This window comes from Micromonospora sp. CA-263727 (genome assembly GCF_050942455.1).
GTDB lineage: Bacteria > Actinomycetota > Actinomycetes > Mycobacteriales > Micromonosporaceae > Micromonospora.
The window spans coordinates 975,107-988,272 of record NZ_CP192031.1; the positions used below are offsets into that span (position 1 = coordinate 975,107).

The window sequence follows — 13,166 nt, forward strand, 5'->3', positions numbered from 1 at the left end:
CGACCGGAAAGGTCTGGAAAGCCGGATGAGCGAGCGAATCGAGCCCGTGTCATGACCGCCACCGCGGCGTACCAGGTGACCCACCTCGACGCGCTGGAGGCGGAGAGCATCTTCGTGATGCGCGAGGTGGTCGCCGAGATGGAGCGGCCGGTCCTGCTCTTCTCCGGTGGCAAGGACTCGATCGTCATGCTCCGGCTGGCGCAGAAGGCGTTCGCTCCGGCCCAGATCCCCTTCCCGGTGATGCACGTCGACACCGGCCACAACTTTCCCGAGGTGCTGGAGTACCGGGACCGACGGGTCGCCGAGCTGAGTCTTCAGCTGGTGGTGGCCAGCGTGCCGGAGGCCCTGGCCGGCGGGCTGGTCCGGGAGTCGGCGGACGGGATGCGCAACCGGATGCAGACGCCGGTGCTGCTGGACGCGGTGGAGAAGCACCGGTTCGACGCGCTCTTCGGCGGGGCGCGGCGGGACGAGGAGAAGGCGCGGGCCAAGGAGCGGGTGTTCAGTTTCCGCGACGAGTTCGGCCAGTGGGATCCGAAGAACCAGCGGCCGGAGTTGTGGGCGCTCTACAACGGCCGGCACCACCCGGGCGAGTCGATCCGGGTCTTTCCGCTCTCCAACTGGACCGAGCTGGACGTCTGGCACTACATCGCCCGGGAGCGGATCGAGCTTCCGTCGATCTACTACGCGCACCAGCGCGAGGTGGTCGAGCGCGACGGGATGCTCTACGCGGTCAACGAGTTCCTGCCGGCCCGGGCCGGTGAGGAGCGCTTCAAGGCCCAGGTGCGGTACCGCACGGTGGGGGATGCCTCCTGCACGGCGGCGGTCCGTTCGGACGCCGACACGGTCGAGAAGGTCATCGAGGAGGTCGCCGCGACCCGGATCACCGAGCGCGGGGCGACCCGGGGTGACGACCGGGTCAGCGAGGCCGCGATGGAGGACCGCAAGCGGGAGGGCTACTTCTGATGACCACCGAGACGCTCCCGCTGGCCGGGCCGGAGGCCCGGCGGATGGACCTGCTGCGGTTCGCCACCGCCGGCAGCGTGGACGACGGCAAGTCGACCCTGATCGGCCGGCTGCTGTACGACACGAAGTCGCTCTTCACCGACCAGTTGGCCGCGGTGGAGGCGGTCAGCGCGGCGCGGGGCGACGAGTACACCAACCTGGCGCTGCTCACCGACGGTCTGCGGGCCGAGCGGGAGCAGGGCATCACCATCGACGTGGCGTACCGCTACTTCGCCACGCCCCGGCGCAAGTTCATCATCGCCGACACCCCGGGGCACATCCAGTACACCCGGAACATGGTCACCGGCGCCTCTACGGCCGACCTGGCGCTGATCCTGGTGGATGCCCGCAAGGGGCTGGTCGAGCAGTCCCGCCGGCACGCCTTTCTCTGCTCCCTGCTGCGCGTGCCGCACCTGGTGCTCTGCGTCAACAAGATGGATCTGGTCGACTTCTCGCAGGAGGTCTTCGAGCGGATCGCCGACGAGTTCACCGCCTTCGCCGCGAAGCTGGACGTCCCGGATCTGACCGTGGTGCCGATCTCCGCGTTGCAGGGCGACAACATCGTCTCCCGCTCGAAGAACATGCCCTGGTACGAGGGGCCGGCGCTGCTGCACCACCTGGAGCGGGTGCACATCGCCAGTGACCGGAACCTGGTCGACGTCCGTTTCCCGGTGCAGTACGTGATCCGTCCGCAGTCGACCACGGTCACCGACTACCGGGGCTACGCCGGTCAGGTGGCCTCCGGCGTGCTCAAGCCGGGCGACGAGGTGATGGTGCTGCCGTCCGGTTTCACCAGCCGGATCGCCGCGGTGGAGACCGCCGACGGGCCGGTCGGGGAGGCGTTCCCGCCGATGTCGGTGACGGTACGCCTGACCGACGAGATCGACATCTCCCGGGGCGACATGATCTGCCGGCCGAACAACGCGCCGGCGGTCGCGCAGGACATCGAGGCGATGCTCTGCTGGATGGACGAGACCCGCCCGTTGCAGGTCGGTGGCAAGTACGCGATCAAGCACACCACCCGCGCGGCCCGGGCGATCGTCCGTGGCCTGCACTACCGTCTCGACATCAACTCGCTGCACCGTGACGAGTCCGCGACCGAGCTGCGTCTCAACGAGATCGGCCGGGTCCGGCTCCGCACCACGATCCCGCTGCTCGCCGACGAGTACCGCCGCAACCGCACCACCGGTGGCTTCGTCGTCATCGACGAGACCACCAACCGCACCGTTGCCGCCGGCATGATCGTCGAGACCCCCTGAACTCCCCCCTCGACCAGCAGGTGGGGGTGGGTCAGTCGAGCCGGGTGGCGCCGGTGGCGGGGGTGACGGTGGTGTGGGTGGGGGCGGTGAAGGCGCGTTCGGCGTAGGCGGTGGTGACGGCGGCGGCCACGGTGGCGGCCTGGTCCGCCTCGACCAGGGCCAGCACGCAGCCGCCGAAGCCACCGCCGGTCATCCGGGCACCGAGCGCTCCGGCGGCGTGTGCGACCTCGACGGCGGTGTCGACCTCGGGGACGGTGATGGCGAAGTCGTCGCGCATGGAGGCGTGCGAGGCGGTGAGCAGCGGCCCGATCTGCCGGGGCGCTCCGGCGCGCAGCAGGGCGACGGTGTCCAGCACCCGCTGGTTCTCGGTGACCACGTGCCGGACCCGGCGGCGGGTCTCGTCGTCGGGCAGCCGGGCCAGCGCGTCGTCCAGGCCGGTGCTGGGCACGTCGCGCAGCGCGGGCACGCCGAGCAGGCTTGCCGCCTTCTCGCAGGAGGCGCGCCGGGCCGCGTACTCGCCGTCGACGTGCCGGTGCGGGGCGCGGCTGTCGATCACCAGCACGGTTAGGCCGGCGGGGTCCAGGTCGAACGGGATGTGCTCCACCCGCTCGGTGCGGCAGTCGAGGAAGAGGGCGTGGCCGGCCCGGCAGCGGATCGCCGCCGACTGGTCCATGATCCCGGTCGGCGCGCCGACGTAGTGGTTCTCGGCGCGCTGGGCCAGCCGGGGCTGATGCTCGGCGGGCAGGTCCAGCCCGCCGAGGTCGACCAGGGCGGTGAGCACGGCGGCCTCGATCGCGGCGGAGGAGGAGAGACCGGCGCCGAGCGGCACGTCGGAGGCGATGGCCAGCCGGGCCCCGGGCACGGGGTGGCCGGCCGCGCGCAGCGCCCACACCACCCCGGCCACGTACGCGGCCCAGCCGGTGACCCGGCCGGGGGCGGCCACCTCGTCGGCGCCGAAGGCGACCGTCTCGCCGGTCAGCTCCGACCAGACCGTCCAGCGGTCGTGCGGTGCCGGCGCGGCGGCGGCGACGGTGCGCTGGGGCAGGGCGAACGGCAGTACGAAGCCGTCGTTGTAGTCGGTGTGTTCGCCGATCAGGTTGACCCGTCCGGGAGCCGCCCAGCGGCCGGCGGGCGGCTCGGCGTACACCTGTCGGAAGCCGGCGGTGGCGCGGGCGGCGACATCGCGGGGGTCGGTCACGGCCGTGCCAGGATGTGCGTGCGGTAGAACGCCCAGGCGTCGGTGACCATGTCGTGCAGGGTCGGTCTGGCCGGTTGCCAGCCCAACTCGGCGCGGGCCAGCGCGGCGGAGGCGACCAGTTCGGCCGGGTCGCCCTCGCGTCGGGGCGCCACCTCGACCGGCACCGGGTGGCCGGTGACCTCGCGGACCACCTCGACCACCTGCCGGTTGGTGAAGCCGTTGCCGTTGCCGAGGTTGTAGATGCGGTGTTGACCGGCGGTGGCCGCGTCGAGCGCGAGCAGGTGCGCGCGGGCCAGGTCGGCGACGTGGATGTAGTCGCGGACGCAGGTGCCGTCGGGGGTGGGGTAGTCGTCGCCGAAAAGTTGCAGCTTCTCCCGCCGTGCGGCGGCCACCTCCAGGGCGATCGGGATGAGGTGGGTCTCCGGGTCGTGCCGTTCGCCGAGGGCGGTGTCGCCGTCGAGGTACGCCCCGGCGACGTTGAAGTAGCGCAGCGAGACGGCGGCCAGGCCGTGCCCGATCGCCTCGGAGGTGAGGGCCATGTCGACGGCGAGCTTGGTCGCCCCGTAGGTGTTGGTCGGGGCCTTGACGGCGGTCTCCGGGATGGGCAGCTCGGTCGGGTTGCCGTAGACGGCGGCGGTGGAGGAGAAGACCAGACGCGGTACGCCGGCCGCGCGGACCGCGTCGATCAGCGCCAGCGAGCCGATCGTGTTGGTGTGCCAGTACCGCTCCGGCGCGACCATCGACTCCCCGGCGGCGATCAGCGCGGCGAAGTGCAGCACGCCGTCGAAGCCGGCCTGCGGGGTGAGCACCCGGGCCGCGTCGTGGATGCCGGCCTCGACGTGGGTCGCGTCGGGGGCGAGCGCTTCCCGGTGACCGGTGCGCAGGTCGTCCAGGACGACCACCTGGTGGCCGGCGTCGAGCAGCATCCGGGTCACCACGCTGCCGATGAAGCCGGCGCCACCGGTGACGAGCAGTTTCACGTCGGGTCTCCTCCTGCCTGGCCCGTCCGGTCGTGGCCTCCTGGTGATCACCCTACGGTGGCCGCCTGTGCCGGCGCTTTGCTCACGGCCCGACCATTCCAGCATGAACAATCATTTCTGAACAGAGTCGAACACGGCCGGGGTCGGTGACGCTGACTACCATCACTGTCATGCGGGCAGCGCGTCGGCGCAGACCCAGGCGGCGGGGGCCGGATGCGCCCCGCCGCCAGCCGGGGCCGGTGGCCCGAGCCGTCGCCCGGGTGGTGGTCCGGGCGGCCGACGGCGCCCTGCGGCTCGTCACCGACCTGCTCGGCGCGGGCCCGGCCGCCGGCCGGGAGCGGATCAGCGCGGCGGAGCTGCGCGACCTGGTGGCCGCGAACACCGTGCTGGACCCGGTGGGCCGGCGCATCATCGACGAGGTGCTGGTGGCCGGGGCGAGCCTGGTCCGCGAGGTGATGATGCCCCGCACCGAGGTGGTCTTCCTCTCCGCCGCGCTGACCCTCGCCGAGGCGGCACCACTGGTCCGGGTCGGTACGCACACCCGCTACCCGGTGGTCGACGGCACCCACGACGACGTGGTCGGCGTGGTGCACCTGCGCGACCTGCTGCTGCGCCCGGACCGCGACCCGGGCACCACGGTCGGCCAGTTGAGCCGCGAGGTGAAGCGGCTGCCGGCCAGCAAGCGGGTGCTCGCCGCGCTGACCGAGATGCGCCGGGAGGGGCACCATCTGGCGGTGGTGGTCGACGAGTACGGCGGCACCGCCGGGATCGTCACCTGCGAGGACCTGATCGAGGAGTTGGTGGGCGAGATCCACGACGAGTACGCCGACCCGACCGGGCCGGCGTGCGTCGGGCTGCCGGCGGTGGTGGACGGCCGGCTCAACCTCGCCGATTTCGCCGAGCGCACCGGTGTGTCGCTGCCCGGCGGCCCGTACGAGACGGTGGGCGGGTTCGTGATGGCCGCGCTGGGCCGGCTGCCCGCGCCGGGCGACGAGATCCCGGTGCCCGCCGAGCCGGCCGGGGCGTCGGGTGGCGGCTGGCTGCTGCGGGTGCTGACCCTGGAGGGGCGGCGGGTGGCCCGGCTCGCGGTGACCGCCGCCCGCCTGCCCGAACAGCGGCGTGGCGCCGCCGCGCCGGCCGGCCGGGCGCGACCCGCCAGCCCGTCATGACGAACCCGGGGTGGTGCTGACAGAATTGCCGGCATGTCCGACGTACCCGCCCGCCCGCGCGTCTTCTCCGGCATCCAGCCGACGGCCGACTCGTTCCACCTCGGCAACTACCTCGGCGCGGTGCGGCACTGGGTGGCGTTGCAGGAGTCGCACGACGCCTTCTACTGCGTGGTCGACCTGCACGCGATCACCGCCGGGCACGACCCGTCGGTGCTGCGCCAGCGCTCCCGGGTGGCCGCCGCGCAGTTGCTCGCCGTCGGGCTGGACCCGGAGCGCTGCACGCTGTTCGTGCAGTCGCAGGTGCCCGAGCACGCGCAGTTGGCCTGGGTGCTGGGCTGCATCACCGGGTTCGGTGAGGCCAGCCGGATGACCCAGTTCAAGGACAAGTCACAGAAGCAGGGCAACGATCGGGCCAGCGTCGGGCTGTTCACGTACCCGATCCTCCAGGCCGCCGACATCCTGCTCTACCAGGCCAACGCCGTCCCGGTCGGCGAGGACCAGCGCCAGCACCTGGAGCTCTCCCGCGACCTGGCCCAGCGGTTCAACTCGCTGTTCGGGCCGACCTTCACCGTGCCCGCGCCGCACATCGTCAAGGACACCGCGAAGATCACCGACCTGCAGGACCCGACGGCCAAGATGTCGAAGTCGTCCTCGTCGCCGGGGGGCATCGTGGACCTGCTGGAGGATCCGGCCCGCTCGGCCAAGAAGATCCGGTCGGCCGTCACCGACACCGGCCGGGAGATCGTCTTCGACGCGGAGACCAAGCCGGGCATCGCCAACCTGCTCACCATCTACTCCGCGTTGAGCGGGCGCGGCATCGACGACCTGGTCGCCGCGTACGACGGCAGGGGCTACGGCGACCTGAAGAAGGACCTCGGCGAGGTGGTCCGGGAGTTCGTTTCGCCGATCCAGGAGCGCACCCGCTCGTACCTCGACGACCCGGCCCAGCTGGACAAGCTCCTCGCCACCGGCGCGGAGAAGGCCCGCGCGGTGGCGGCGCCGACGCTGCGGGCCGCGTACGAGCGGGTGGGTTTCTTCCCGCCGGTGCGCGGCGAGTAGCCGTCCGCACCGATGACCGGCGACACCGTCCAGATCGGCATCGCGGTGGACATCCCCGAGCCGTGGGGCAGCGAGCTGACCCGGCGTCGACTGGCGGCCGGTGACCCGAACACGGTGCCGGCCCATGTCACCCTGCTCGGGCCGACCGAGATCCCGGGGTCCGCGCTGCCCGTGGTGGAGCGGCACCTCGCCCGGGTCGCCGCCGCGCACCTGCCGTTCACCCTGCATCTGCGGGGCACCGGCACGTTCCGGCCGGTGACCCAGGTGGTCTTCGTCGCGGTGGCCGCCGGGATCAGCGAGTGCGAGCTGCTGGCCGCCGCCATCAACGCCGCCCCCCAGCTCCGTCGGGAGCTGCGCTTTCCCTACCATCCACACGTGACGGTGGCCCAGGACGTCGCGCCGGAGGCCCTCGACCGGGTGTACGAGGACCTGGCCGACTTCTCGGCGATGTTCGAGGTGGAGTGCTTCACGCTCTTCTCGCACAGCGGGCAGACGCGGTGGCAGCCGCGCCGGAACTTCCGGCTGGGCGGCTGACCGCCGGCCCGCCCCGGGTCCCGTGCCCGGGCGCGGCGACCAGCGATCGGCGAGGATGACGACGTGAACCTTCTGGGCCGGGTCGAGGCGGGCATCGACCGCCGGCTGAGCGCCGCGCAGCGCCGTTCACCGGCCTTCGGGCACCTGTGGCGGGCCGGGGTGCTCTACACCGACCTACAGGGTGGCCGGCTGGCCGCCGCGATCGCCTACTACGGGTTCTTCGCGGTCTTCGCGCTCGCCCTGGTCGGGTACGCGGTCTTCGGCGCGATCCTGAAGGACAATCGCGAGGTCAGCGCGGCGGCGGCGGAGTTCCTCCGGGACAATCTGCCGTTCCTCGACCCGGCACAGGTCGCCGAGAGCAGCGGCACGGTCGGCGTGGTCGGCCTGGTCATCCTGGTCCTGACCGGGATCGGCTGGGTGGAGGCCATCCGCTCCTCGCAGCGCCTGTTCCACGGCCTCGACCAGCATCCCGGCAACCTGGTCGTCCGCCGGCTGGTCGACCTCGGCGTGCTGCTCGTGGTCTTCGTGGTGCTCGGCATCTCGGTGGCGGCGGTGGACACGCTGGAGTCGGTGCTGCGCTTCCTGCTGCGCAGCACCGGCTCGGTCGCGCTGACCACGATCAGCGCCCTGCTCAGCGTGCTGGTCAACGCGGTGCTGGCCACGCTGTTGCTGGTCGCGGTGCCCCGGCTGCGGATGAGTCGGGCCCGGCTGCGGCCGGTGGTGCTGCTGGTCGCGGTCGGCATCACCCTGCTCAACACGGTCGGCCGGTTCTGGGTGGGGCGGGTCGAGAACAATCCGGCCTACACGGTGGTGGCCACCGCCGTGGGCCTGCTGGTCTACCTCTATCTGCTCAACCAGTTGCTGCTCTTCGGCGCGGCGCTGGTCGCGACCAGCCGGCGCGGGCGGGTGGTGGACCTGGCGGCCCGGCGCCGGCCCGCCGACCTCGACGTGGAGACCGACCACGGCACCCCGGACGGGACCGGCTGAGCCGTCGCGTTGGGCCGAACCTGCCCCGGGCCCGCCGGGCAGCGACGATGATGGGCCCGTGGGGGCACTCGTGACGTTGGACCTGCCGGGCGACTCGCCGATGCTGGACCTGCCATGGGTCATCACCTTCGGCCCGCTCGGCGACGCCGACGAGTGGGAGCCGGTGGTCTGTGGCCCGTACGAGCGACCGCACGCGTTGGCGCTGGCCGAGGCGCTGGTCGCCGACGAGCAGCTGATGGCGGTCGTGGAGCCGCTGGTGCCGGCGGTCTCGGTGGAGCAGATCCGCGGTGAGATCGCCACCGCCCAACTCGCCGCGCAGGACGAGGCGGTCCGGGTGGACCAGGCCGACCTCTACGGCGACTTCGAGGACACCATCGACGAGGAGGAGATGGCGGCGGCCGAGGCGGCGCAGCGGACCGGGCCGCTGCCGGCGCCGGACGAGACCGAGCTGCGCGCCGGGTTCGCCCGGATCGCGACCCAGCTCACCGCCGGCTGAGCGACCGCCTCCGGCCCCTCGGCGGCCACCGGTGCCCGGAGGATCGCCCCGGGCACCGGCACCATCGCACCCCCCACCACAGGGGGTCGCCTGCCCAGCCGCCCGGCGGCGCGGAGCACGCCGGACGGCCAGGTCGAGAAGGGGTTTACCCGTTCAGCGCGGTTGCAACCAGACGGCCGCGTCGACCGGGAGCAGGTGGCCGCCGTCCTGCTCGGTGAGCGCCTCGCTGGCGACCAGCGGCTGGCCGTACCCGTCGATCGGCACCGGCGCGTCTCCGGTGTTGACCACGCAGGTCAGCACGGCGTCGCCGGTCTCGCGGCGGAAGGCGAGCAGGCCGGGACCGGAGTCGAGCCAGGTGATGCCGTCGGTGCCGGCCAGCGCGGGGTGGGTGTGGCGGATCCGCAGCGCCGCGCGGTACAGCTCCAGGGTGGAGCCGGGCACGCCGGTCTGGGCAGCCGCCGAGAGCGCGCGCCAGCTCGCCGGGGCCGGCAGCCAGCTCAGCTCGCTGCCGGCCGGACCGAAGCCGTACGGGGCCAGCTCGCCGCTCCACGGGATCGGCACCCGGCAGCCGTCCCGGCTCTCGCCGGTACGCAGGAACGCAGGATCCTGGCGCAGCTCGTCGGGCAGGTCGAGCACCTCGGGCAGACCCAGCTCCTCGCCCTGGTAGAGGTAGGCGCAGCCGGGCAGGGCGAGCATCAACAGCGCGGCGGCGCGGGCCCGGCGCAGGCCGACCGGACCGTCGCCGTAGCGGGTGACGTGCCGCTGCCGGTCGTGGTTGGAGAGCACCCAGGTGGTCGGGGCGCCGACGATGGTGGACTCGGCCAGCGCGGTGTCGATCACCTTGCGGAACGAGTCGGCCGACCAGGTGGCGTCGAGGAAGTCGAAGCTGAACGCCTGGTGCAGCTCGTCCGGGCCGATGTAACGGGCCAGCCGCTGCGGGGTCTCGGCCCACGCCTCGGCCACCGCCATCCGGCCGCCGGGGTAGCTGTCCAGGATGGGCCGCCAGGCGCGGTAGATGTCGTGCACCTCGTCCTGGTCGAAGTAGGGCAGCCGGCCCTTGCCGAGCAGTTCGGACTGGCGGCGGCCGGTGGTCATCGAGTTGAAACCGACGTCCGGCAGCCCCTCGGCCTTGATCATGCCGTGGGCCACGTCGATGCGGAACCCGTCGACGCCGCGGTCCAGCCAGAAGCGCAGCACGTCCTCGAACTCGGCGCGTACCCCCGGGTGTCGCCAGTTCAGGTCGGGCTGGGCCGGGTCGAACAGGTGCAGGTACCACTGGCCGTCGGGCACCCGGGTCCAGGCCGGGCCGCCGAAGATGCTCTCCCAGTCGTTGGGGGGCTGCTCGCCGTGCTCGCCCCTGCCCTCGGCGAAGAGGTAGCGCGCCCGCTCGGCTGAGCCGGGGGCGGCGGCCAGCGCGGCCTGGAACCAGGGGTGCTGGTCGGAGGTGTGGTTCGGCACGATGTCCACGATGATCCGCAGGCCCAGCGCGTGGGCATCGATGATCATCGCCTCGAAGTCGCCGAGGGTGCCGAACATCGGGTCGACGTCCCGGTAGTCGGCGACGTCGTAGCCGCCGTCGACCATCGGGGAGGTGTAGAAGGGGGTCAGCCAGAGCGCGTCCACACCGAGGTCACGCAGGTAGGGCAGGCGTTCGCGGATGCCCTGCAGGTCACCGATGCCGTCGCCGTCGGAGTCGGCGAAACTGCGGACGTAGACCTGGTAGACGACGGCGGAGCGCCACCAGTCGGCGTCGGAGGTCAGCGGCGAGGGGATGCTGACGGTCATCGGGCGTTCCCCGTTCTGTGGCGCGGTACGGCGGCACCCGGCGCAGGCAACGGTGGGAGCGCGGGGTGTTCGAGAAGAATGCCGGGCCAGCACTGCAAGAGTCAAGCATTTCTTGCGCAAGAAGGGGTGTCGGTGGTCCCGCCCGGGTCGGCGTCAGGCCGGGACCGGAAGCGCGGGCGGCGCCGGTCGCCGGCCGGGTCCGCCCCGGTCGGCGGGGCCGGCCGGCCGGGCCACCGCGGTCGAGCCGCGTACCACCAGTTCGGGCCGGAAGAGGTATTCCGAGTGCGGGGCGCCGTGCCCGTTGATCTCGTCGACCAGGGCCCGGACCGCGGCCACCGCCATCGCGGCAACCGGCTGGCGCATGGTGGTCAGCGGAGGGTCGGTGAAGGCCATCAGCGGGGAGTCGTCGTAGCCGATCACCGAGAGATCCGTCGGGACGGCGAGGCCGCGCTGCCGGGCCGCCCGGATCGCGCCGAGCGCCATCAGGTCGGAGCCGCAGACGATGCCGGTGGCCCCGCGCTCGATCAGCCGTCCGGCCGCCGCCTCGCCACCCTCCACGCCGAACAGGGTCAGCTCGGTCAGCTCGGCCAGCTCGTCGTCGTCCACCCCGGCGAGCCGGTGCATCGCCGCCTTGTAGCCACTGACCTTGCGCTGCACCGGCACGAACCGGTCCGGGCCGGTGATCAGGCCGATCCGCCGGTGGCCCAGGGCGACCAGGTGGGCCACGGCCAGCTCGGCCGCCTCCCGGTCGTCGCAGGAGACGAAGGGGGCGGGGATGCCCGGCGCGTACCCGTTGATCATGACGATGGGCAGCGGTCGGGAGATCAGCGTCCGGTACCGGTCGTGGTCGGCGGCGGTGTCGGCGTGCAGCCCGGAGACGAAGACGATGCCGGAGACCTGCCGGTCGAGCAGCATCTCGACGTACTCGTCCTCGCGCACGCCGCCGGGGGTCTGGGTGCACAGCACCGGGGTGTACCCGGTGGGGGCCAGGGCCGACTCGATGATCTGGGCGAAGGCGGGAAAGATCGGGTTGTCCAGCTCCGGCACCACCAGGCCGACCAGCCCGGCGCTGCGTTTGCGCAGCCGGGCGGGGCGCTCGTAGCCGAGCACGTCGAGGGCGGTCAGGACGGCCTGCCGGGTCTCGGGTGCCACGCCGGGACGGTCGTTGAGCACCCGCGACACCGTGGCCTCGCTGACGTCGGCCTGCTGGGCGATGTCGGAGAGACGGGCGCGCATGGCGGCACTGTAGCTCACCGACAAGTTCTTGCGGGGCGGGCTAGTAAGAACTTGCAGAACCTGGCTTGTTCGTTGCGGTGATATTCGCAAGGGGTTTCTAGTTCAGAAACTTCTTGCTACTGTCCCCGCCGTTACCCGGCAGGCAATCTAGGAGCGAACATGCGTCGCACAGCCAGGGGGATCGCCGTACTCGCCTCCGCCACCCTCGCCCTCTCCGTCGCCGCGTGCGGCGGCGAGGACCAGGCGGCCGAGGAGCAGCCCAAGGTCGACCCCGCCACCCTCACCGCGGAACTGACCTGGTGGGACACCTCGGACCCGCAGAACGAGGGCCCGGCCTTCCAGGAGTTGATCGCCAAATTCAACCAGACCTATCCGAACGTAAAGATCAACTACCAGTCGGTCCCGTTCGGTGAGGCGCAGAACAAGTTCAAGACTGCCGCGCAGGCCAAGACCGGCGCCCCGGACATCCTGCGGGCCGAGGTGGCCTGGGTGCCCGAGTTCGCCTCGCTGGGCTACCTCTACGCGCTGGACGGCTCCGAGTTGCTGAGCGACTCCGCCGACTTCCTGGAGACCCCGCTCGCCTCCAACACGTACGACGGCAAGACCTACGGCGTCCCGCAGGTCACCGACAGTCTGGCGCTGATGTACAACAAGGAGCTGCTGGGCAAGGCCGGCATCAGCGCGCCGCCGAAGAGCTGGGCCGAGCTGAAGACCGCGTCGCAGGCGGTCAAGGAGAAGACCGGCGCCGAGGGCGTGTACCTCAACCCGGCCGGCTACTTCCTGCTGCCCTTCATGTACGGCGAGGGTGGCGACCTGGTCGACACCGCGGCCAAGAAGATCGTCGTCAACTCCGCGCAGAACGCGGCCGGCCTCAAGATCGCCAAGGATCTGATCGACAGCGGGGCGGCGGCCAAGCCCTCCGCCAACGACTCCTACGGCACCATGATGACCCTCTTCAAGGAGCAGAAGGTCGCCATGATCATCAATGGTCCGTGGGAGGTCAACAACGTCAAGTCGGCGCCGACCTTCGGTGGCCTGGAGAACCTGGGCATCGCCCCGGTGCCGGCCGGCTCGGCCCGGGCCGGCGGCCCGGTCGGCGGCCACAACTACACGATCTGGTCCGGCATGCCGCAGGAGAAGGTCGACGCCGCCGTCGCCTTCGTCAAGCACATGAGCTCCGCCGAGTCGCAGGCCTTCCTGTCGGAGAAGCTCGGCCTGCTGCCGACCCGCAAGTCCGCCTACCAGCTCGACGCGGTCAAGAACAACGCCGTCGTCGCCGCGTTCCAGTCGGTGAACGAGGCCGCCGTGGGTCGCCCGTGGATCCCCGAGGCCGGGCAGTTCTTCGGCCCGCTCGACCAGATGGCCACCGAGGTCCTGATCCAGAGGAAGGACCCGAAGGCCGCGCTGGACACCGTCGCCAGGAAGTACAAGGCCGAGGTCGTACCCGGCTACGGGCTCTGA

12 protein-coding genes are annotated in these 13,166 nt (G+C 72.0%); 8 read left to right on the forward strand and 4 right to left on the reverse strand.

What is annotated here, in order from left to right; translation table 11 throughout:
- Positions 1 to 51 precede the first annotated feature (51 nt).
- Both cysD and ACQPYA_RS04630 read left to right on the forward strand, forming a co-directional pair.
- Entirely contained in the window at positions 52 to 963 is a 912-nt protein-coding gene (cysD, locus tag ACQPYA_RS04625; RefSeq protein ID WP_433531401.1) for a sulfate adenylyltransferase subunit CysD, read from the forward strand.
- Entirely contained in the window at positions 963 to 2,261 is a 1,299-nt protein-coding gene (locus ACQPYA_RS04630; protein ID WP_433531402.1) for a sulfate adenylyltransferase subunit 1, read from the forward strand. The genes cysD and ACQPYA_RS04630 overlap by 1 nt, the downstream gene beginning before the upstream one ends.
- Before the next feature lie 31 nt (positions 2,262 to 2,292).
- Here ACQPYA_RS04630 and galK read toward each other — a convergent pair whose 3' ends face one another.
- Together galK and galE are read right to left on the reverse strand one after the other, a co-directional pair.
- Positions 2,293 to 3,459, reverse strand: a complete 1,167-nt coding sequence (gene galK / locus ACQPYA_RS04635) for a galactokinase (protein WP_433531403.1) — start codon at positions 3,457 to 3,459, stop codon at positions 2,293 to 2,295.
- Positions 3,456 to 4,439 carry a UDP-glucose 4-epimerase GalE gene (galE, locus tag ACQPYA_RS04640; RefSeq protein ID WP_433531404.1) on the reverse strand — a complete coding sequence of 328 codons (984 nt, stop codon included), beginning with the start codon at positions 4,437 to 4,439 and terminating at the stop codon, positions 3,456 to 3,458. Before galE ends, galK begins: the two co-directional genes overlap by 4 nt.
- Positions 4,440 to 4,609: 170 nt before the next feature.
- Between galE and ACQPYA_RS04645 the strand changes: the two genes are divergently transcribed.
- The 5 genes from ACQPYA_RS04645 to ACQPYA_RS04665 all read left to right on the forward strand — a co-directional run bounded on the left by ACQPYA_RS04645 (position 4,610) and on the right by ACQPYA_RS04665 (position 8,684).
- A complete protein-coding gene (locus tag ACQPYA_RS04645; protein WP_433531405.1) occupies positions 4,610 to 5,608 on the forward strand; it encodes a hemolysin family protein in 999 nt (332 codons plus the stop codon).
- A gap of 33 nt (positions 5,609 to 5,641) precedes the next feature.
- The gene (gene trpS / locus ACQPYA_RS04650) at positions 5,642 to 6,667 is read left to right on the forward strand and encodes a tryptophan--tRNA ligase (protein WP_433531406.1); all 1,026 of its coding nucleotides are present in this window, start codon (positions 5,642 to 5,644) and stop codon (positions 6,665 to 6,667) included.
- Between the two features lie 12 nt (positions 6,668 to 6,679).
- On the forward strand, positions 6,680 to 7,201 hold the full coding sequence (locus tag ACQPYA_RS04655; RefSeq protein WP_433531407.1) for a 2'-5' RNA ligase family protein: 522 nt from the start codon (positions 6,680 to 6,682) through the stop codon (positions 7,199 to 7,201).
- A 63-nt stretch (positions 7,202 to 7,264) separates the two neighbouring features.
- Positions 7,265 to 8,188, forward strand: a complete 924-nt coding sequence (locus tag ACQPYA_RS04660; RefSeq protein WP_433531408.1) for a YhjD/YihY/BrkB family envelope integrity protein — start codon at positions 7,265 to 7,267, stop codon at positions 8,186 to 8,188.
- A gap of 58 nt (positions 8,189 to 8,246) precedes the next feature.
- Positions 8,247 to 8,684, forward strand: a complete 438-nt coding sequence (locus tag ACQPYA_RS04665; protein ID WP_433531409.1) for a hypothetical protein — start codon at positions 8,247 to 8,249, stop codon at positions 8,682 to 8,684.
- 153 nt (positions 8,685 to 8,837) lie between these two features.
- Here the strand turns inward: ACQPYA_RS04665 and ACQPYA_RS04670 are convergent, their stop codons facing one another.
- Together ACQPYA_RS04670 and ACQPYA_RS04675 are read right to left on the reverse strand one after the other, a co-directional pair.
- Positions 8,838 to 10,469 (reverse strand): glycoside hydrolase family 13 protein, encoded by a 1,632-nt coding sequence (locus ACQPYA_RS04670; protein WP_433531410.1) that lies wholly within the window; start codon positions 10,467 to 10,469, stop codon positions 8,838 to 8,840.
- Between the two features lie 153 nt (positions 10,470 to 10,622).
- On the reverse strand, positions 10,623 to 11,705 hold the full coding sequence (locus tag ACQPYA_RS04675; RefSeq protein ID WP_433531411.1) for a LacI family DNA-binding transcriptional regulator: 1,083 nt from the start codon (positions 11,703 to 11,705) through the stop codon (positions 10,623 to 10,625).
- A 159-nt stretch (positions 11,706 to 11,864) separates the two neighbouring features.
- On the opposite strand from ACQPYA_RS04675, the gene ACQPYA_RS04680 reads away from it, so the two are divergent.
- Entirely contained in the window at positions 11,865 to 13,166 is a 1,302-nt protein-coding gene (locus ACQPYA_RS04680; RefSeq protein ID WP_433531412.1) for an extracellular solute-binding protein, read from the forward strand.